This is a genomic window from Cohnella sp. 56 (assembly GCF_037963805.1).
GTDB lineage: Bacteria > Bacillota > Bacilli > Paenibacillales > Paenibacillaceae > Cohnella.
In genome coordinates this window covers 559,117-580,783 of record NZ_JAZDQE010000002.1, presented here as the reverse complement: position 1 = coordinate 580,783, position 21,667 = coordinate 559,117, and the positions used below count along the sequence as shown (strand labels likewise).

13 protein-coding genes are annotated in these 21,667 nt (G+C 61.1%); all 13 read right to left on the bottom strand.

Annotated elements, in window-relative coordinates; translation table 11 throughout:
• Positions 1-95 precede the first annotated feature (95 nt).
• A complete protein-coding gene (locus VQ071_RS05440; RefSeq protein ID WP_340512845.1) occupies positions 96-1,715 on the bottom strand; it encodes a response regulator transcription factor in 1,620 nt (539 codons plus the stop codon).
• Positions 1,700-3,463, bottom strand: coding sequence for a sensor histidine kinase (locus VQ071_RS05435; RefSeq protein WP_340512844.1), 1,764 nt, complete (start codon positions 3,461-3,463; stop codon positions 1,700-1,702). The genes VQ071_RS05440 and VQ071_RS05435 overlap by 16 nt, the downstream gene beginning before the upstream one ends.
• Before the next feature lie 88 nt (positions 3,464-3,551).
• Entirely contained in the window at positions 3,552-5,279 is a 1,728-nt protein-coding gene (locus VQ071_RS05430; protein WP_340512843.1) for an extracellular solute-binding protein, read from the bottom strand.
• An 84-nt stretch (positions 5,280-5,363) separates the two neighbouring features.
• On the bottom strand, positions 5,364-6,782 hold the full coding sequence (locus VQ071_RS05425) for a family 43 glycosylhydrolase (RefSeq protein ID WP_340512842.1): 1,419 nt from the start codon (positions 6,780-6,782) through the stop codon (positions 5,364-5,366).
• A 14-nt stretch (positions 6,783-6,796) separates the two neighbouring features.
• Complete coding sequence (locus tag VQ071_RS05420; protein WP_340512841.1) at positions 6,797-9,010, bottom strand: hypothetical protein; 2,214 nt, start codon at positions 9,008-9,010, stop codon at positions 6,797-6,799.
• A gap of 33 nt (positions 9,011-9,043) precedes the next feature.
• Positions 9,044-10,594 (bottom strand): carboxylesterase/lipase family protein, encoded by a 1,551-nt coding sequence (locus VQ071_RS05415; protein ID WP_340512840.1) that lies wholly within the window; start codon positions 10,592-10,594, stop codon positions 9,044-9,046.
• Positions 10,595-10,691: 97 nt separating this feature from the next.
• Positions 10,692-12,488: a hypothetical protein gene (locus VQ071_RS05410; protein WP_340512839.1), complete on the bottom strand. Its 1,797-nt coding sequence runs from the start codon at positions 12,486-12,488 to the stop codon at positions 10,692-10,694.
• A 46-nt stretch (positions 12,489-12,534) separates the two neighbouring features.
• The gene (locus tag VQ071_RS05405) at positions 12,535-13,500 is read right to left on the bottom strand and encodes a carbohydrate ABC transporter permease (RefSeq protein WP_340512838.1); all 966 of its coding nucleotides are present in this window, start codon (positions 13,498-13,500) and stop codon (positions 12,535-12,537) included.
• Entirely contained in the window at positions 13,497-14,411 is a 915-nt protein-coding gene (locus VQ071_RS05400; protein WP_340512837.1) for an ABC transporter permease subunit, read from the bottom strand. The genes VQ071_RS05405 and VQ071_RS05400 overlap by 4 nt, the downstream gene beginning before the upstream one ends.
• Positions 14,412-14,762: 351 nt before the next feature.
• Positions 14,763-16,274, bottom strand: a complete 1,512-nt coding sequence (locus tag VQ071_RS05395; protein ID WP_340512836.1) for a glycoside hydrolase family 43 protein — start codon at positions 16,272-16,274, stop codon at positions 14,763-14,765.
• A gap of 22 nt (positions 16,275-16,296) precedes the next feature.
• Positions 16,297-18,180, bottom strand: coding sequence for a beta-L-arabinofuranosidase domain-containing protein (locus VQ071_RS05390; RefSeq protein ID WP_340512835.1), 1,884 nt, complete (start codon positions 18,178-18,180; stop codon positions 16,297-16,299).
• A gap of 27 nt (positions 18,181-18,207) precedes the next feature.
• Complete coding sequence (locus tag VQ071_RS05385; protein ID WP_340512834.1) at positions 18,208-20,487, bottom strand: glycoside hydrolase family 95 protein; 2,280 nt, start codon at positions 20,485-20,487, stop codon at positions 18,208-18,210.
• Positions 20,488-20,818: 331 nt separating this feature from the next.
• Positions 20,819-21,610 carry a TatD family hydrolase gene (locus tag VQ071_RS05380; protein ID WP_340512833.1) on the bottom strand — a complete coding sequence of 264 codons (792 nt, stop codon included), beginning with the start codon at positions 21,608-21,610 and terminating at the stop codon, positions 20,819-20,821.
• Between the last annotated feature and the right edge of the window lie 57 nt (positions 21,611-21,667).

The following is a 21,667-nucleotide window of genomic DNA, read 5'->3' as shown; positions in this document are numbered from 1 at the left end:
TTAGCCACAACAAACACCGCCGGACGGCAAAAGTCCGGCGGTGCTTGTTGTCGGCATCGTAGCAAGACGTGCCCAACCCAGGCTGCGGCCCGCCCTTACTTCCTTGCGGCTTCGCGGTATTCCTGCGGCGTGACGCCCAGCGCTTTTTTGAAAAACCGGGTGAACGACTGGGACGCCTCGTAGCCGACCCGCACGCCCACCTCCAGCACCTTCAAATCGTCGCCGCGCAGCAGCTCCTTGGCCCGCTCGATTCGCGCCGCCTCGATATATTCGGACAGATTGACGCCGCTCTCTTGCTTGAACAGACGGGACAAATACGACGGATTGAAATGGATATAGCCCGCGAGGCGCACGAGCGACAGATCCTCGTCCAGATGCGCTCCGATATAGGCCTGAACCTTCCGGATCGCTTCGGCCGCGCGGTTGCGTTCGCCAGAGCTTCTCAGCTCGAACAGCGTCTCGGCCGTCGCCCGGAGGAAGGCGAACGCTTCCTCGCAGGACACAAAGTCGTCGTAGCGCATGAGCGCAGAGACGCCCGTCACCTGGCTTTCCAGCTCCCACCGGTTCATGTAGGACAGCAGGATCAGCGAGATCGTATAGTACAGCTCCAGCAAATACGAGGCGCCATTGTCCGGCTCCGACGCCGTCAGCTCGTCCAGCAGCTGGAGAAACTCATCGCGTCTGCCGGCGTCCAGATGCGCGGACAGCGCGTCCGACTTGTCCCGCGGCGCGCGCTCCTTCGTGCAGCAGGAAGCCTCCGGGTTCACCGTCTGCACCATCTGCGCGCCGTCGCCGGTTCGGGTATGCCGCTGCCGCCTCAGCTTGTCGTAGGCCGAGGACAGCTTCGTCCATTCGAAGGGGCGATCTCCCAGCGTGACGGCGACGGACAGCTCGAGGCTGTTCGCGCAGGCCTGCTGGACCAGCTCGAATTGTCCCTCCAGATGCGGCAGGATGAGCGCTCTCTCCTCCGCCTCGCCCCCGTCCGCCCATTCCCCGGACGGCTGGAGCAGCCAGACCGGGTCGCCGTAGCGGTCGAGCATGCCGAGGCTGCTCACCTGGCCGTCCAGCAAGCGCTCGGCCAGCAGTACGACGCCCATCGCCGATTCCTGCCGGTCGGCATAGGACGCAGCCGCGGACGCGGTCAAGGACAGCTCGCCCTGTGCCATATAGACCGGTCGGCCAGGATCGAGCGGGATGCCCAGCTTGCCGAAGTCGTCGCCGAGGCTGGGCATCGCCGGCTTCGCGCCGTGCAGCAGATGCCGGAAGTACTCGCCTCTCGCCAGCACCTCAAGCGTCGTCAGCCGCTCCTGCGCCTGCCGCACCAGCTCGCTGTGCTGCAGACTGTCGTCCAGCTCCGCGATCGCCTCGCCGACGGCCCGGATGACCTTCGGATACCCTTCGGTCTTGAGCAGATATTGGACGCCCGGCGTCTGAATCGCCTGATATACGGCGTCGAAGTCGGAGTAGCCGGTCAGGAAGATGATCCGGCAATGCGGCCAATTGCGCTTGATGGCGGTCATGAGCTGCAGGCCGTCGATCCCGGGCATGCGAATATCGGTCAGCACGATATCGATCCGGGTGCGTTGAAGCCAGCCCAGCGCTTCCCTGCCGGAATACGCCTTGCACAGATCCAGCCCCATATCGCGCCCGGCAAGCGTCTCGTACAGGCCGTCGGTAATCATCTCTTCGTCGTCGACGATCAGCAATCGGTACACGGGACTATCCCCTCCTTTCGTGGAAAGTACAGCGTCACTTGCAATCCGCCCAGCTCGCTGCGCGCGACCCGGACGCCTGCGTTCTCTCCAAACGTAATGGCCAGTCGGCGATGGATGTTGACCAGCCCCGTCGTCTCCGCCTGCTCGTCCCGGCCCGCCAGCGCCGCGCCCAGCTCGCTCAGCTTCTCCGGCGTCAATTCATCGCCGTTGTCCTCGACGATAATCCGGAATTGATCGTCCTCGCTCTCGAAGCGAACGACGATCAGCCCGTTCTCCTCCTTGCGCTCCAGACTGTGCTGGAATGCATTCTCGATGATCGGCTGCACGATCAGCCTCGGCACGATCGTCTCCATGGCCGCCTCCGGCAGCTCCTCGAACCGCGCCTGGATGCGCCGGGAAAACCGCAGCAGCTGAATATCCGCATATGTGCGGGCATGATGGATCTCCTGCGCGAGCGGGATCTCGTCGGAGGCGCTTCGGGTCACGAAGCGGAAGTATTCGCCCAGCTGGATCGTGAATTGCTCGACCCGCTCCATATCTCCCGTCCGCGCCATCGTGCTGAGGATAAACAGGCTGTTGAACAAAAAATGAGGATTGATCTGCGACTGCAGCTGCTTCAGCTCGGCGCGCTGCGCCATGAGCTTCTGCCGGTAGGCCTGATCGATCAGCGAGCGCAGGTTCGCGACCATCTGATTGAAGCGGCTGTACAGATAGCCGAATTCGTCCTTCGACGCATGCGTGATGACCTGCTCCAGATCGCCGTTCTCGACCCGGCGGAAGCTCTTGACGAGCCGCAGCAGCGGCTTGTGGATGAACTTGTACGTGGACATCGTATAGAGCACGACGATGACGAGCGCCGCGACGGCGAACAGCCAGGCCCATGTATAAAACTTGTCCAAGGGCTTGCGGATAACCTCCGACGGGATAAACCTGTAGATCGCCATGTTCAGCTTGTCCGAGCCGGCGTACACGGTGTAGTACTGATTGCCGCCGAAGGCGCGCGTCTGAACGTCGTCGTCGGACATCCCATGCGCGCCGACGTTCAATACGCCCTCCTGCACGAAGGACTCGACGGAGCCGCTCGCGAGCTGGATGCCGCCGTTCGCCGTGACGAGCAACGTGCCGCTGCCCGGATAGGTGTTGAACTGGGCCAGCGCTTCCTTCAGCTTTTGCTGATCGAGCTCGATCTCGACGACGAACAAGGGCCGCCCCTGCGGGCTGCCGCTCGGCTTCGACGCGCCGAGGAACAGCCCCTTCCGCCATTCGACGATGCGGGTGTTGCGCCTGCCGTACACGGTGCATATGGCATCGTACCGCTCGTCATCGAGCGGGCTCACCCCGTCGACGGACGAGACGGCCCGCCCGATCGGGTGGATGTAGACGCTTACTTCCTTGATATACATGCTGCTGTTCTGAATGAGATACAGTCGGTTGCGCAAGGAATTCATCTTGTCGGTCCGCTCGATGACCCGCATCCGATCCCAGAGGAGCGACAGCTTGTTCAGGTCCTCGTCCTCGAGCAGCCCGAATTGCAGCAGCTTGATTCGCTCGATCTCATTCTCCAGATCGGTCAGATAGAAGGCCGTCTGGGAGGCCGCCGTCTTGGCGATATCCGCCCTCGCCGTGTGAACCGACCACTGGTAGAGATACGCCCCCAAAATAATCAAAGGCGTCAAAATGAGCAGAAACGTAAAAATCAAACGGAGGAACAGGGTGTTGCGGATCGAAAACATCGGCGTTTTGAGCATGGTGCGCCTCCAACCCCTATTCTGTACGAGTCGATTCGTACGATTCCTGCACGCCGGCGACTACAACTGCCTTAGGTTGCGCATCGACTTACGGACGTTTGTTCAGGATGGAGAAGTAATCGTTGACTTCCTTTGTGATCTGTTCGCCGCCGAGCTTTTTCCAATCCTCCACGAACCTGTCGAACTCCTCGAGCGGCGCGCCGAGAATAATTTTGACGAACACTTCGTTTTGCATTTTGTCGAGCGTCGTCTGCCGCTCGACCATCGTCGCGGTCGGAGCGCCTTCGAATTTATCGTACAAAAACTGATTGTCCCTGTCGTATTGATCGACGACGCGTTCGGCGCCGTCCGGGCCGTAGATGCGCTCCCAGCCCCATAGCGCGAAGCCTTCCTTGGAGCCCGATTCATACATGTCCAGCTTTTTTTGAATGGCCTTCGCTTCGCCCGTCAGCTTCGATTTGTCGCCCGTCCTGCGCACCTCGTCCAGCCGCCTGAACAGCTCCAGGTTTTTTTTCGTCGGCGCGGGCTGCACCAGCGACAGCTGCCACACGCTCTCCGCATCCGGCGGCGCATAATAATATTCGCTCTCCTGGGTCTCGCCCCAGTTTTTCTCGACATGCAGGTTGAACAGCTTGATGACGGCTTCCGGATGGGCGGCGCCCTTGCGGACGGCAAAAAACCTCGTCGTGCTGAACTTGAGCGGAACCTTGGCCGGACCGCCGGACTCCGAGACGATCGGGAACGCGCGCCACTGCGCGTCCGGATCGCGGTCGATATTTAATTGGAGCGGCCAGATCGAGTTCCATTGCTGTCCGTACTCCATCCCGATCTTGCCGCTTGCGATAGTTTCCGATACTTTGCTGCCTTCCTTGACGCCGAATTCCGGATCGAGCTCCCCGTTTTTGTACATCGTTTGCAGCGCCTGCAGCGCTTTTTTGATCTCAGGCTGGACGCTGCCGTACTTCAGCTTGCCCGACGGGTCCTCCAGCCATATATTCGGATACGCCCCGTAGCCGGCCATAAAACCTTCCAGCCCCATCGAGCCTCCCCACAGATCCTTCGTGATCGCGAGGCCGAACGTGTCGTTTTTATGATTGCCGTCCGGGTCCCGCTCGGCGAAGGCTTGGGATATCGCCAGCACATCGTCCATCGTATTCGGCGGCTTCAGGCCCAGCCGATTCAGCCAGTCCGTGCGGATCCAGACGAACTGCGCCTGCTCGATCGCCGAACCGGTCTGGGGCACGGCCATCAGCTTGCCGCCGAACGTGGCGGCGTTGAACGGTCCCAAGCCGCCCTCGGATAGAATCTCCTTTAGCAGCGGCGAAGCGTAGGTGTCGTACAAGTCCGTCATATCCTCGATCTGATCTCTGTCGGCCAGCTGCTTGAGCTGGGTGGCGTTGACCGGAATGACGTCCGGCAGATCGCCGGAAGCCAGCATGACGTTCAGCTTCTGTACGTACGGGTCCGATGTGTCGTTGCCTTTGACCACCCAGTTGGACTTGATCTGAATGCCGAGCCGGTCGAAGAATAGCCGGGACCAGCGATTATCCTCGAACTTCTCGTCCTTCAGTACGCCCAGGACGTTGCTCTCGACGATATCGCTCAGATTGCGCACGGTCGTGAGCTCGATCGGCGGGTCGTACTTGCCCAGCGGATCGGCCGACTCCTTCACTGCGCCTCCCGACGGAGGGGGGCCGGACGGGCCGGTGGCCGTATGAACGCCGCCGCCATCGTTGCCGTCGCAGGCGGCCAGCGCGGCTGTGAGCATGATGGCCAAACCCCAGGCCAAGATCGCTTGCACCTTGCTGTTGTTCATCGCCAACCCCTCTTTTTATCGACTTTGCCGCCGCTGCCGCAGCAGCGTTGTCCTTGCTAGTGAACGGTCGTGAGCGGACCGCGCTTATGCCATTGCGAACGAGGCGAGGCTCGCGCCGCCCTCCCCCGTATACGTCAAATAAATCGCCTGAATGCCATCCGGGACGAGGAGATCCGCCGCATATTCCTTCCAGACGTTCGTGAAGTCCACCGGAATTGCGGCGAGCGCCGGGCCGTCCCGCGATATCCTGACCTCGAAGGCGCCTCGGCAGTAGCCGCGCACCCGGATGCGGACATTCCGGATGCCGTCGCAGCGAAAATACTTGAAGCCGGCTGTCGCTCCGTCTCTCATATTGGCAATATAGCCGGGTTCCTCGTCTCCGTCCCTGCCGTCCTGCGTGATCTTCGGGAAGCGGCTGTCCATCCACTCCCCGGGCGCGCCCGTATACAGCGCCTCGTCCCTGCAGAACAGATTGCAGGCGATATACGCCGGATGCTCTCCGCGGCCTTCGAGCGGTCCGCCGTTCGGACCGCAGGAGGTCATCTCCGCTTGGGCGATCGTGCCGTCGGCCCGGAATTCGAGCGGCTCGATGCAGCCCTGCCGGCTGAAGTTCGTTCCGTTTGTGTGCCGATGATAAAAAACGTACCATTTTCCGCGAATTTCTACAATGCTGCCGTGATTGTTGCCGCCGTAATACATCGGCTTGTCCGCCGGCTTGTAAGAGTCGATATGCAGATCGTTATTGCTGACGACGACCCCTCGATAAACAAAGCCGCGAGTCGGGAATCGGCTGGTGGCGTAGCAGAGCTCGTGCATGACGACGGAGGAATAGATCAGGTAATACGTATCGCCCCGTCTCCGGATCGAAGGCGCCTCGAAAAACGCATGGCCTTCAAAGCCGCTCCCCTGGCTGTAGGGCCCGCTCGGCAAGGCGAAAGCCGGCTCCTCGACGATCGTGAGCATATCCGGACCGAGCACCGTCGCCATGGCGCCGTGCCTCGAACGGTCCTCGGGCGCGCAGAAGCCGGTATAGAGATAGGTCCGCTCTCCTTCCGTCAGCACGCCCGGATCGAATTGAGGCTCGTCGCCTTGCCGCTCGCCCAGACGCGTGCCGTCGGCATAGCGGACATAGCCGTAAAATTCGTACTGGCCCGCCGGCCTGTCGCAGACCGCAACCGACACGACAGACACCTTGTCGAGCACGTAATAAAGATAGTAGCGTCCGTCGGGGCCGACCGTGACATCCGGCGCATACAGACACATGCTGCCGTCCGGATTCAGCGGATCGTCCGTCTTGCTGTAGATGACGCCTTCGCAGCGCCAATCCGTCAGATCCTCCGCCGGCGCCGACCAGCAGACATAGTCGTTCAGGCAATACGCATGTCCGTTGAACCGGTCGTGCGAGCCGTATACATACGCTCTGCCTTCAAAAACATAAGGCTCGCCGTCGGGAATGTACTCCCAGGACGGCAAATACGGGTTCCAGCCTTGTTTCTTTTTCATTCCGTCTCCGCTCCTCATGGTTGTAATCCTGTGTCTCTCCTGCCGTACGCGTCGTAGATGCGGTTCCTCGCAGTCCGCTCCTGGGGATCGAGCCGCTGCGCAGCCGCGATCTCATAGACGCCGAACGTGTCATACAGCCGCGATGCGGGATCGACCTCCACGTAGGTGCACCAGGGCAGCCAGTGATAGTGGCTGTGCAGCGTCTGGCTGGAGAAGTTGCCGCTCTCGTGTCCAAGACCGGGCATCACATAGCCGATGCTGCCGTCGGCATCGGTGGACTGCCTCGTATTGTTGTGGATGAACTCGGCAAAATCGAGATAGTGCTCGTCTCCCGTAATGACGTACAGTCTGTAATACGTATACGAGCAGGCGGCCATATACGCATCGGCGCCGCCGCCGATCGTGATGATGCTCTGTCCGCTGATCGAGAACTTGTTGAACGGATGCTTGGGCCATAGCGTGCGCACCGGGAACGTCCAGGCATAGGTCCACGTCTCGGTATAGTCCGCGGCGCCGATCGCCCCTTCGAGCCACCGCTCCTCGCCGGTCAGATCGTACAGCGCCAGGAAGCCGAACATCGCATAGATGCCCGCCTCTTTGTCCTGGATATCCGCATTGTCGCAGGTGCCGCCCCGGTATTCCAGACCGCGGAAATTATGTTCGAACGCCCATCCGCCGGCCCGGATGGCGGCTGATTTATAGCGTTCTTCGCCGGACGCAAGATAGAATTGGACCAGAAAGCGGATCACGCTCGGCGTGTTGGACTTCGAGTCCATGCGGATCGAGCCGTCCGCATGGTACGCCCGGCAGAAGCTGCCGTCTTCGTTCTGGATGTTTACGAGCCAATCGGCCGTACGCTGGCAGAACGCCAGCCATTCGGGCCGCTCGTCGCCTCGGCTGGCCATGAACAAATAGGCGTCCAGGATGGCTTCCATGCCGTCCGCCAGCATTCGGATATAGTGCGGATACGGCTCGAAGCCCCGGAGCGTCGGATTGTAGCACATTCGCGGCAGCCCGGATTCGGTCATCGCCGTCCTCACCCAAAACGCGATGACGCCGAGCCCTTTCTCATAGGCTTCGGGCACGTTGTCCTTGGCGCCGTACCTGAGCAGCTGGTAGCCGATGCCCGGCTGCTGGCCGACGAAGCCGAACTGGAAGGACACGCTTGAGATGTCCATGTCGGGCAGCTGGCAGGCAAAGGGCAGTCCGTACGAATCGCCGTAAGCCCGCGTATATCGGTTCAGAATGTTCATGCCGTGACGGTAATGCCGCTCGTTGTCCACTTCGAACAGCTTGTCGCGCAGCCGGTCGTAGGTGATCCGCCAGAGCGCTCTCATCATCGGCTGGAAGCCGTCGAACCGGCCGCAGTGAATGGCGACGGCGTAGCGCTGCTCGAAGCCGACCGTGACCGGATGATTGATGCGCTGGAATGCTTTCGGCTTCTCCCGGTAATCGAGGCCGGCATACGGATGCTGAACGGGCTTCTGGCCCTCGCTGCCCGGATATACATAATCGATCGACAGGCCGGCCGGCTCGGTCTCGAGCGCTTTGCGGATGCCGTAGCCGTAATACATATAGTTCAGCGTCCTGCTCTCGGGCCGGCTCATGCCGAGCGAGCCGACAGTGCATTTCGGATCTGTAATATTTTCCGACCTGACGATATCGACAGACGGCAGCGTGGCATCGGCGGCCCAGCGCGACAATGCCGCCGTTTCTCCCGTCGCGATCCGCTGCATCGCGAACAGCGGCAGGGCGCACCGGGTTTCCATCAGCCAGAAATATTCGTTATCCAAATCTTTGCCGATCGCGGAGTCGGGCGCAAATTCATTTTGCTTGTACCAGACGCCCGGCGCGAAGCAGTCGTATTCGCGGACGTCATCCGATTGCGCCATCGCCAAAGAAACCTTGGTAGAAAAGCCCAGGTCGTCTCCCGCTTGCACCACCTTGACGCGCCGGCTCACGCTGAACCCGGAGCCGACGCTTTCATATACGTCCGTGAAGGCAAACGCCGTGCCCGAGGGCACGGTCAAGGTGCCACGAGCCGTGATTTTCCCGTCGGACGCGGCGAGCTCGGCATAGGCGCCGTCGTAAAACTCGCTGATCGCGAACGCAGTCTTGACCGTCGCGAACATCGGCCGCCGGTTGACGTACAGGAGAGCGCCGTCTTTAAAAACTTCGATGCCTCCCTCGCTGAACTGCATGATGTAATCGCCGCATGCCAGTCTCATGGAACGTCCTCCCTTTGTCGTCCGTGTCGCCGGTTACGGCTGCGGCTGCGGCTGCGGCTGCGGCGGATTCCTTTTGAAGTATTGCTGCAGCAGAAACCGCATCAGCTCGCCCGGCTGTTCTGCGGCGAACGCTGCCCGGTCCGCAAACCGCATGCCGTAAGGCGCCTCCGGCGTATAAGTCTCCCAGCGCGGCAGGTCTTCCCCTGTCGCATCCTGCCCGTTCGGATCGCCGCTGCGAATGAAATTCGCCCAATAATTGCACATCTGCCGCGCAAGATCGTAATGTCTGCCGACGAACGGCCGCCAGCATTTGGCGAGCGTCTCGAAAAAAAACCAGAGATCGACCGAATGAAACGTGCCAGGATTGTCCCAGCCCGGAATGTCCGCATCGAAGCTGTAGTAGTAGAGCGGAAGGTTGGCGCCCGTATCGGCATTGGCCTGCCCGGCAATGCGGATCGCATATTCAATGCCGCTCGCCGAGGCCCGCTGCAGCACCTGGTCCAGACTGCCTGACAACGCCCCGGTCAGGGCCAGGAACGTCCGCGCATCATCGCCGAACAGCTCCGCCGCCATGCGCTTGATATCGTCAAGCGTACCGGCCTCGGGAACGCTGAAAAATTCGGAGGAGGTGTGGCCGAACAGCACGGGGACCGGCCAGCGCTTGTTCTGAAGAAACAGCTCGAACGCGTCGCCTACGCTGAACCTGCCGTCGACGACGGCGCCCCAGAACGCTCCTGATTCCAAATATTTGTCCCGCACGAACGCCGCATCGAGCTTGCGGGCTTCCGCGAGCGTAGTCACGCCGAGCGCTTCAAAAAAGCGAACGCCGTCCGCCTCGGCTGCCGCCAGATCGCGAAGAAGCCCGGGTCCGCCGGCGCCCGGATACAGCTTCGTAAACATGCCGCTCTGAATGATCGCCCGCTGGCACAGACCTTCGTTCTGCGGCGAGGCGAGCTGGTTCATCACGCTGAAGCCGCCTGCCGACTGCCCGCCGATCGTCAGGCTGTCCGGATCGCCGCCGAAGGCGGCGATGTTGCGCTTGACCCATCGCGTGGCGGCTTGCTGGTCGAGATGGCCAAAGTTCGCGGGCGCCTCCGGCGCTTCGGCCGTCAGCTCGGGATGGGCCAAAAATCCGAACGCGTTCAGCCGGTAGGCGATTGTGACGACCACGATGCCTCTGCGCGCGATGCGCTCGCCGTCGAACTCCATCTCGGCCGTATGGCCGACCTGCAGGCCGCCGCCGAAATACCAGACGAATACCGGCAGCTTCTCGTCTGTATGCTTGGCCGGCGTCCATATGTTCAGGTATAGACAATCTTCATCCATGGCGATGTCGGGCTCAACGGCCCATTCCCTGGTGTAGATGTTGCCCTCGTCGATTTCTTGCCGCACCTGCATCGGGACCGGCGCGAATTCGTACGCCTTAAGCACGCCCTCCCAATCCGCGGCCGGCTGCGGGGCGCGCCAGCGGTTGTCCCCGACGGGCGGCGCGGCGAACGGAATGCCCTTGAAGCTCGTAATCCGCGGATCGGCGGCCGGCAGCCCCTGCACGGCGCCATTTTCGACCTTCACGACTCTTAGCATCGCACAGTCTCCCTTCATTTTTGGCGCTCAATAAAATGCGGAGGAAGGATATCCCGTGGATATCCATCCCCCTTCAGCATGGCGAAACAAATCGATTTTACTTGCCGGCAGTCGCCTCGGCGCGCATTTTAACAATCTTCTCCGCCTTGGCCGTGTCCGCAGCCAGAACGTCCTTCCAGCCGAGGCCTTCCACATCCTTCTGCATCTTCGTCCACAGCTGATCGAATTCCGCCTGATTTTTCGCGAATACCATCTTCCAGGACGTATTCTTCACATAGTCCGAGATTTGGCTGCGCTTGTTTTTAATATCCGAGGAATCGGATCCCAGGCTCGTATTGATGTTCGGCACGACATCGATCATATTGTTTTTGAGGTAGTAGTCCGTCGCGTTCTCGGCATTGTACGTCTTCTGCCAATCCGTCGTCAGCGCCGTCTTGTTCGCCTCGATCGTCGCGCTCCAATAGTTGCTGTTGTAGAATTCTCCCGTATCCGGATCGATGACGAAGTCGCTCATGATCATCGAGTTGATCTTGCTCTGACCGTCCTGGTAGCCGCCGCCGCCGTACTCGTCCGGCACGGGCGTATTTTTCTGGAAGGCCGTCTGTCCGACTTCGGTCAGCTGGTACTTGCCGTCCGCCGTCTTCTCGTAGTTGAAGCCTTCAAAGCCGTTCGTGTAGTAGCGCAGTCCTTCGGGCGAGTTGAGCCAATCCATGAATTCCATGATGCGGTCGGGATTTTTAGCCTTCGCGCCGATGGCGAATACGCGTCCGTTGCCGTAGTAGGCGTCGCTGTTCTGAATGATATGCGAATCGGCGATCGGCACCGCTACGTTGCCGTCCCCGTTCCGGCCGCGCTCGATGGAGTTGTAGAAGCCGCGCTGCCAGGAGTACCACAGGAGCAGCACCTGCTTGTTGGTCAGCTTCTCGGCGACTTTGTTCCAGTCCTGGGTAGGCGAGTCGGGATCGACCAGGCCCATCTGATTGGCGTCGAAATAGAACTGCAAGATCTTCTTGTACATGCTGTTGTCGTCGATGATCGGTACGATATCGCCCTTCGCGTTCAACTGGATCGTCGTCGTGCTGTCCGGCTTCTCATAGCCGTACCAGTTGCTGAGCCAGCGCACGTTCTCCATCGCGCCGGTGCCGCCGTCCCAATCCTTCCAGAGCGTGATCGGCACGATCGGCTTGCCGTCCGGCGTCTTCGGATACTTCGCCTGCATCTGCTTGAGCACGTTCAGCAGATCCTGCAGATTGTTGAGCTTCGGAGCCCCGACGCCCTTGTAGTAGTCCCAGGGCATGATCGGGCTGGAATACGGAATCTCCTCCGAGAAGGTCGTCGGCGACGTGTCGGCTTCGAACGTCGGCAGCCCGTAAATCTTGCCCTCCGGATTAACCTTGTCGAAGGCGGCGTTGAACGGCTTGAAGTGCTTGTCGACGTATTGGGACAAATATTTCGTGTTCTTGAGCTTGTCCGTCATATCCATGACGAGACCGGCCGGAATCAATTCCTCCAACTGGCTGTTGTCGATGATCAGGAGATCGCCCAGATCGCCGGCCGCGGTGCGGGTCTTGTACAGCTGATCGCCGGCCACCTGCGGAGCGAGGATGTTCAAGGTGATGTTGAACTTGTCCTTGACCAGCTTGCCGTACCAGCCCGTCTGCTCGCCCTGGTAGTTGGCCGCATTGTCGAATACGGTGATCGTGATCGGCTTGCTGTGGTCGATCGCGCCGGCAGTCTGGGATGCGCCTGCGCTTGCGCCGGAGCCGGCAGGCTCGCTGGACGACGATGTGTTTTTTGAATTGCTGCTGCACCCGCTCAGTGCGGCGGATGCCAGAATCAAACCTGCCAGAGACACGGTCAACGATCGCTTCGCGACTTTCCTGCTGTAGCTCATATGAAACCCCCGTTTGGTCAATTTATTATAATGGCGCAAGCGCAGGTCAGCCCTTTACCGCGCCGATCATAATCCCTTTTACGAAAAACCGCTGGAAAATCGGATACACCAGCAAAATGGGCGCTACGACGATGATCGTGACCGTCATGCGGATCGAAGTTGTCGTCTGCTTGGTGGACAGACTGGCCATCGCCGTCGAACCGGCATTTTGCAGATTGACCATCGTGGAAAGAGAGCTCGCCTGGTTGATGTAGTTGTACAAAATGAACTGCAGGCTGTAGAGCTGGCTGTCCGTCACCAGGAGCAGCGTATCCTGAAAAGAATTCCATTGGTCCACGGCTGCGAAGATCGCGACCGTCGCCAGTATCGGCTTGCAGATGGGCAGCATGACACGAAAGAAGATGGTCATAACCCCCGCTCCGTCGATGCTGGCCGCCTGCTGCAGCTCCTTCGGCGTCGATTCCACGAACGTCTTGACCAGAATAATGAAGAAAGGAGCGACGATCACCGGCAAAATATAGGCGAGAAAGTTGTTGGTCAGGTGAAGCGACCGCATGGTCAAATACCAGGGGATAATCCCGGCGTTAAAAAACATCGTGATTATCGTAAACCGGTACCAGAATCTGCGCCCCCACATATCCTCCTGGGAAAACATGAAGCCCAGGAAAGCCGATGCCCCTACCGTCAGCGACGTCCCGATGACCGTCCTGCCCACGGAGATAAGCGCCGCATGGCCGAGCCCCGGAATCTTGAACACGTCGAGGTAGTTCTGGAAATGAATATGCTTCGGGAAAAAGACGACGTCGCCTCTGGCGCTAATATCGTTGGCGCTGATGGTGTTGATGATGATCGAGTAAAAGGGGTACACGCATATGAGCGCGAACAGAGAAAACAGCGTATAGATCAGAACGGAAATGAACTTGTCCGTCGCGCTCAGCTTGAAGCCCGACTTTTTGTCGACCCGGCTTTGATGCACCGGCTCGTGTACCGCCTCTGCCGTGTTGCGGCTCATACGATGCCCTCCCCTCTCAGCATTTTGGACAGGCCGTTCACCGAAAAGAGAAGCACGACGCTGATCAAGCTCTTCAGCATGCTGATCGCGACCGATACGGAATAGCTGCCGCCGCCCATGGCCAGGTTGTACACATACAAGTCCAGCACCTGAATGTGCTCCTTGTTGAAGGCGTTCTGGAACACGAAGTATTGCTCCAGCCCATTGTTCAGGAAGCTCGCGATCTGCAGCATCAGCAGCACGAAGTACGTCGGCAGCATGCTCGGCAGAATGACGTGCCGGATGACCTGCATGCGGGTCGCGCCGTCCACATGAGCCGCTTCATACAACGAATCGTCGATCCCCATGATCGCGGCGATATACAGGATGGCCGCCCAGCCCAGCGTCTTCCACGTCGTCCACATCCACATCGTGAGCCACACATGGTCCGCATTCTGGAGGAAGAGGATCGGCGAATCGGTCAAGCCCAGCTGCCGGAGCATGCCGTTGACGATGCCTTCGCTGGAGAACATGGAGAAGGCCAGCGAGTAGACCAGCACCCAGCTGATAAAGTTCGGAAGCGTCGTGACCGTCTGGATGAACTTGCGGAAGCGGACGGCCTTGATCTCCGTCAGGAAAATGGCGAAAATCATCGGAAGCCACGAGAAAAGCAGGCTGAGGCCGCTGAGGCCGAACGTGTTTTTGATAACCTGCAGCACCTGATCGACCTTGACCTGGTTCTCGACCAGGGATCGGAACCACTGGAGTCCGACGAACGGCGATTTGGACAGCGGGATTGGCGGCGTGTAATCGAAGAAGGCGTACACCCAGCCGTACAGCGGATAGTAAGAGAAGATAAACAGCAGAAGCATGAATGGGGATATATAGAGAAATTTCCGAAATGCAAGACCCCTGACACCGTATTTTTGCATGCGCGCTCTGTCTCCTATTCTGCAATGGGATTATGCCCTGCGGCATTCCGGCTCCCGGCGCGACTGTCGCGCATGCCGACCGTGAAGGCGGATGTAACGGGCCTTTATTTATCTGTCAGCCATCCCCCTTTAAAAGCAGCTCCCGAAACTGTTGACGCTTTCATTATAGGCAGCGGGCAATGCTCCCAACTACATGCATCTTTTTACTTGCTTAACGATCGTTTACGCATTTGTAAGCGCTATATTATCCATTCGTCCTCCGTTCAAAAAAAAGAGAGAATCCGATGGATTCTCCCTGATCAGAAATAATATGGATGAAGGCTTCGGCTTGGCGCTGCGGGCAGGGATCGCTCAGCCGCCCTTGCGATAGCGGAAATAATCGAAGTCCGCGAAGCCGCCGCGCTCGCGGGTCGCGTAGTTGAACAAGCCGATCCGGTAGCCCATAAAATGGTCCAGCGTGTACTTCAGCTTCAGCGGACTGCCGATCGTCCTCCACGCTTCGCCGTCGGCGGCATAAGCGAAGACTGCCGTATCCCGGCCGTCTCTGAAGTCAAATTGTATTCTGAGGCGGATGACCTCGCCAGCGAACGGCAGGCTGTCGACGATCCGCTCGCTGCCGTCCTCTCCCCGTACGCACATCGCGACGCGACGCTCGCCGCGCTCGCCGGCCCAGACACCGACCGTGCCGAAGCCGCTCTGCAGCGCGACCAGGCCGGCGCGGTCGCCCGGCTTCATCCCCGACGCGTCCAGCAGCGTCTCTCCCGCGCAGACCGGACCTTCCGTCCGCTGCGTCAGCGTGTTGCGGGCCCGCTCGATCCGGTCGGCGATCGCCCCCGTCGCCAGCCGCAGCCAGCCCGGGCGCTCCGTCACCGACCATAGCCGGTCGTCCGGATTATGGTTCCACTGCCAGTTCAATGCCAGTCGATTATCGGTATAATCGAATTCGTCGCCGATGACGAGCGGCTTCGACGCCGAGCCCGGCAGCGTCACCTCGAACGACTCGGGCACCCGTCCGTCCGCGCCCAGCACGGGCCAGTCGTCCTCCCAGCGCATCGGCACGACGCACGGCACCCGGCCGACGGCGTCGCGGTCCTGGAACAGCACCGCGTACCATTCGCCTGCGGGCGTATCGACGATGCCGCCTTGAGCGACGCCGTTGTTGCGGCAGCCCATGTCGTCGTCGAGCACGATCCGGCGCTCGTAGGGACCGAGCAGCGCCCGCGAACGGTAGACGAGCTGCCGCCGGCGACGATTGCCGCTGTTCGGCCATTCGATGAAGAACAGATAATAATAGCCGTTCAGCCTGTAAGCATGACAGCCCTCGCAGCGCAGGCCGATCCCTGCGCGCTCCGTCTCGAACAGCAGCCGGTCGACGCCCCCCTCCAGGGGAGCCGCTGCGCACGCCGTCAGCTCCCGGATGCGGATGTCCCCGTTGCCGTAGATGACGTAGACGCGGCCGTCCTCGTCGAACAGCAGGCCCGGATCGTGGTGCAGCCCCTCGATGACGGTACGCTCCCAAGGTCCGCGCTCGATATCCGTCGTGCGGTACACGTAAAACCGGTTCATATCGTTGCAGCTGAAGGCGACGTAGAACACGCCTTGGTGGTGCCGCAGGCTCGCCGCCCAGGAGCCGTTGCCGTAGATGCCCTTGCCGTCATTCAGCCGATGGGCGTCGTTGTCCTCCAGCTTGTCGAAGACGTAGCCGACTAGTTCCCAATGCATCAGATTCACGGACCGCATGATCGGACAGCCGGGCATCATATGCATGCTGGTGCTGACCATGTAGTAGACGGAGCCGACCCGAATGACGCTAACGTCCGGCACGTCGGCCCAGAGGATCGGGTTGACGACGGTTGTATGCATGGCAATCCTCCTCTGCCTTTATTTACGGATGAATGGCCGACGAGCTGCCTCTCACTTTGAAGTAGATCTGGAACGGCTCGTACCCGATATCCCGAATCCGCCTCATTTGAATCGCGGGGTCCTGATTTACCGTTTTAAAAAAGTAGCGCCAGCTTCCCCACTCGCGTTCATTCTCCAGCTCGATCTCGCAGTCGATGTCGTCCTGATGCGCACGCAAGATTCGCTCGGTCTCGCCGATGCCCGCCAGCACCTCCGGCCCGTACCGGAATGCTCCGACGCTGCTGTCGTCCGGCAGCGGCACGAAGCGGATTCCGATCGGAAAAATGACGCTGAAGCTATCCCCATCCTGCCAGACTCGGCGAATCGTATGGAACCGGCCGCTCTCCGCCGTCCGTCCCTGCACGCTGCCGTTGACGCAGATCGTCGCCTCCGCCATGAGCCATTCGGGAATCCGGCAGTGGATGGCGAATTCCCGAGGCGCGGACAAGCGCACAACAAAATCATGCTTGCGATAAGACGGCATATTCTCATGCAATACGGTCGTCTCATGAATGCCCTGAAAACCTGCCGTTATCGAGGAGCTCATCGTACTCCCGCTCATGCGATCCTGCGTTTGAACGATCCGCGCGGCGTCTCCTCCGATATCTGAGGTCAGCTCGGAATCGAAATATTGGCAAATGTACAGGTCGTCGTTCGCGTCCTGATAATACCCCCCTCGATTCCAAGCCGCGTTCGCCTGCACCATCGTGCCGTGGCAGCAGAAGAAGCTGTCCGTCTCCTTGCTCCAATCCTTGCGCAGACCCGCCTTCATCGGCAGAAAATACGTGAGCAGGCCGGTCGAAGGCGCGCCCTGCTGGCTGCCGGTCAACGAGTATTCCTGATAATACGCCTGCGCCATGATGCCGTTGTACAGATTGTACTCGATATATTGCGCATAGGCCGGATCGCCCGAATGCCGGAGCAGGAACTCAGCCAGACGATTCATATTGTAAACCGTGCAGTGCTCCTGGTTTTTGTCGCCCAGACGCGCCTTCATCTTGTGCTTGGGCATCCACACCTCGCCGGACGTCTGTCCGCCCGTCGCCAGACAGCCTCGCTCCGTCACCGCACACTTCCAATAGGCATTTACGATATCCATCCACCGCTGTTCGCCTGTAACCTCGTAAGCGCGCGCGCAGCCGAGCACCTCCGGAATCGTCGTATTCGCATGCATATTCGTCAGCGGGTCCTGGCCTGCGAGCAGGGGCTGGAACAGACGGCTGCGATAATACCGCCCGAGCAGCGTCCTGTATTTTTCCTTGCCGGTAATATGCAGCAAGTCTGCCCACACCTCCAGCATCCCGCCGGTTTCCACATCCAGAATGTCGTCGAAGCGCTCCCTTGAAAATCGGCCGCTCCAGTCCGCGAACCAGTCCGCGAACGAATCTGCGATGCCGAGCGCCGTCTCGTTGCGGCCGTATCGATAGGCGTCGACAAGGCCCATGAGCAGCTTGTGGAGATTGTACTGCGGCGCCCAGATCTGCTTGCCCTCGGCGATCCAGTGCAAGTATTTCTCCGGAATGGCGCCTACCCACTGGCCTCCGTTGTCCTGCTGGCACGCCGCCAACTCGTCCACGATAACATCCATCTTCGCCTTCAGCTCGGCATCCCCGGTCTCGTCGACATGCATGGCTGCCGCCGACAGCCAGTGGCCGAGGAAATGCCCCCGCAGCTGGCAGACCGGCGACTCCCATCCGCCGTGCGCGTCGTGCGGGATGCCGCGGCCCGCGTAGCGGCCTGCCTCCAGCCGGTAATTAAACAGCAGATGATCGCTGTCCAGCTTCATCAGGTAGACACGGTTCGCCGCTTGTCTTCGCCTGATCTCCTCGTCGCGCATGAGGACATTTTTTCCCTTCAGTGCTCCCAAGAGCCGATACCCCCTCCAAAAAGCGAATCAAATGCCTCCGCCGGTCCCCTGCGCAAAGGGTGCCGTCAGCTTATAGCTCCGCCCCGCCTCGACGGGCAGCTCGAGCATGTCCGCGCCAAGTCCCCGGATGCGGCAGACGCCGGTCCGGGCGGCGGCGATGACGACCCGGCTCGGGCGGCCCTTCGCCCACTCCATATCCACCGTGTAGCCGCCCCGGGCCCGAAGCCCGCGCACCCGTCCGCCGCCCCAGGCCGCCGGCCAGGCAGGCAGCAGATGCAGCACGCCCCGATGGCTCTGCAGCAGCATCTCGGCGATGCCCGCCGTCCCGCCGAAGTTCCCGTCTATCTGAAACGGCGGATGGTTGTCCAGCAGGTTCGGCAGGGTGGAGTGGCCGAGCAGCGCGAGCACGTTCTCGCGGGCCTTGTCCGCGTCCTGCAGGCGCGCCCAGAAGTTGATGATCCACGCCCGGCTCCAGCCGGTATGTCCCCCGCCGCTGGCGAGGCGCCGCTCCAGCGTGACTCTGGCCGCATCGGCGAGCTCCGGCGTCTCCTCGGGGGTGAACTGCTCGCCGGGATACAGACCGAACAGATGGGAGATATGCCGATGGCCCGGCTCCGCCTCCTCGTAGTCCTCCATCCACTCCTGAATCTGGCCGTGCTTGCCGATGTTCGTGCCGGGCAGCCGGCGCAGGGCGTCGGACAGCGTCCCTCCGAACGCCTCGTCGGTCCCGAGCAGGCGGGCGCTCTCGAGGCAGGCCTCGAACAAGGCGCGGATGATCTGAAAATCCATGGAAGCGCCGGCGCACAGCACGCCGGATTCGCCGCCCGGGACAATGTACGTATTTTCCGGAGAGATCGAAGGGCAGGTGATCAGCCGCCCGTCCTCCCCTTCGATCAGGTAATCCAGCACAAACTGCGCCGCTTCCTTCATCGTCGGATACGCCTGCGCCAGGAACGCTTCGTCTCCGCCGAACGCATAATGCTCCCAAAGATGGAGACAGAGCCATGCCGCGCCAAGCGGCCAGAACGTCGACGGGGGCCACCCGTCCTGGGGCGCCGTATCCGCCCAGATGTCCGTGTTGTGATGGGCGGTGAAGCCGCGGCAGCCGTACATGACTTCCGCCGTCCGCCGACCCGGCTCCCGCATTCGTTCGATCAGCTCGAACAGTGGCAGATGGCATTCGGCCAGATTGCAATTCTCCGCAGGCCAGTAGTTCATCTGAGTATTGATGTTGATCGTGTATTTGCTATCCCACGGCGGCAGGAAATGCGGGTTCCAGATCCCCTGCAAATTCGCGGGCAGCGAGCCCGGGCGGCTGGAGGAAAGCAGCAAATAGCGGCCGTAATGGAAATACAAGGAGACGAGCCCCGGATCGTCCTCCCCCCGCTCGACCGCGGCCAGCCGCTCGTCCGTCGGCCGGCCAGCCTTGTCGCCGCCCGGATCGTCGATCTCCAGCCGCACGCGGTCGAAAAGAGCACGGTAGTCCGATTCGTGGCGCCCGAGCAGTTCCTCGTAGGTGCGGCCTGCCGCCGCGTCGATGGCCGCCCGGCAGGCTTGCTCCGGGTCCGGCGAGCGGAACGACGTGCCGGCCGCGATATACAGGATCGCCTCATCCGCCTGTTCGATCAACAGGTATTCCCCGATCGTGTGGCTGCTGCCGCCTTTTACGTCTGCCTTCACCGCCGCGCGGAAGTCCACCCCGCCTTCGCCGCCGGCGCTGCCTGCCATCACGAGCCCGTCCGTCCCCCATGCGCGGATGCCGTCCACGTATCTCCACTGCTGACGGTTCCACCGGGCCCGCACGTTCAGGCTCCCCGGCTTGTCCGCCGCTAGCCGGACTACGATGACCTGATCCGGGCAGCTGGCGAACGCTTCGCGGGTATAGCGAATCCCGTCCTGCACATAGCTGACGCTCACCACGCCCCGGCTCAGATCCAGCTCCCGCACGTATTGCTCCGCGGGGCCTCCGGGCGCCGCGCCGTGCAGCTCCAGGTCGCCCAGCGGCACATAATGCCGCTGCGACTCCGGGACGCCCGTCAGAGCCATCAGAGCCAAGTCCTGCGCTTCGCGCAGCCTACCGGCCAGGATCAGCTCCCGGACACGCGGCAGATTCGACAGCGCATCGGGATTGTTGCGATCCCGCGGACCGCCGTACCACAGCGAATCCTCGTTCATTTGAAGACGCTCGTCGTTCACGTCTCCGAACACCATCGCTCCCAGTCGTCCGTTGCCGATCGGCAGCGCTTCGTTCCAGTCCCGGGCCGGCTGTCTGTACCACAGCTTCCCGTCGGTCGGGCTTTCGGTCATGACTCATGCCACCTTCTTCTATATGTTTGATTCAGCCAAGCCAAGCCGGATCGGGAATACCGCTCCCCTCCGAGGCCGCCTTCTTCATAAAGAGGACACGCTTGATTGCGCTTTCAAACTAGTATATGGCTTTTAAAATTTCATCCGCAATGGGCAAGTTTTTACTTCGTTCTCCCTCGTTTACGTATTCGCGCCTTCCGACAGCAGGCACCGACGGGCCTGTAGCGGACTTTGGCCGTCGCGTTATGGCCCGCACATCGGGCGCAAACCGGACAAGCCTTGCAATCCTTCAGCGAAGGTTGCAAGGCTTGTTCTCGTCAAGGCGGGAAAATCAGCCGAATCCGTAAAATGCCGCCGTGTTGGCGTCTATCGCCCGCTCGGCCGCCTCCGGCGCAAGCCCGCGCAGCGCGGCGATCTCGCGGACGACGGCGCGCGTCATGACGGGCGTTGTCTCCCGCCCTGCGAACGGCCCCTCGAACGGCCAGGGTCCGTCCGTCTCGGCCATGAGCTGCCCGAGCGGGAATGTCGCAGCCAGCTCCCGGATCTCCGGCTCGTAGAGCACGTCCGGCGTCACGGAGATCATATATCCGCCCGCCGCGATGCGCGCCGTCGTCTCCGGCGCTCCCTTGTACCAGTGGAAATGCGCCCGGCGCACGCCATGACGCATCAGCACATCAAGCGCCTTGTCCGCGTCCTCGTATACGGCGTGGAGCGCGATCGGGCGGTCCAGCTCGGCCGCCAGGCGCACGAAAACTTCGAGCTGCGCCAGATAAGGCGCCTCGTCGAACGGCTCGCCGCGCGACTGGGCCTCGGTCCGCGTATAATACGGCAGCCCGACCTCGCCTACGGCGAAGCGCTCGCCGTCCGCCGCAAGCCGCCGCATCCGGCCGCACAGGCGCTCCAGCTCCGCCGGGCCGAGCGGCGGCTGCTCGGGATGGTGGCCGTAGGCCGGCATGACGAGCCCGGGCCAGGCGGCCGCGAGCCGGCGGGTCTGCTCGCAGGAGGCCGGGTGCATCGAGACGGCGACGACGCCGCGGATGCCCGCGGCGAACGTCTCCGCAAGCAGCGCCTCGCGTCTCCCGGGCGGATATTGGTCGGCATGAAGATGCACGTCATACGCCATCGCCGACACCCCTATCTATCGCCTCGGCGCCGCGACCGCCTGGGGACTTCCACACCC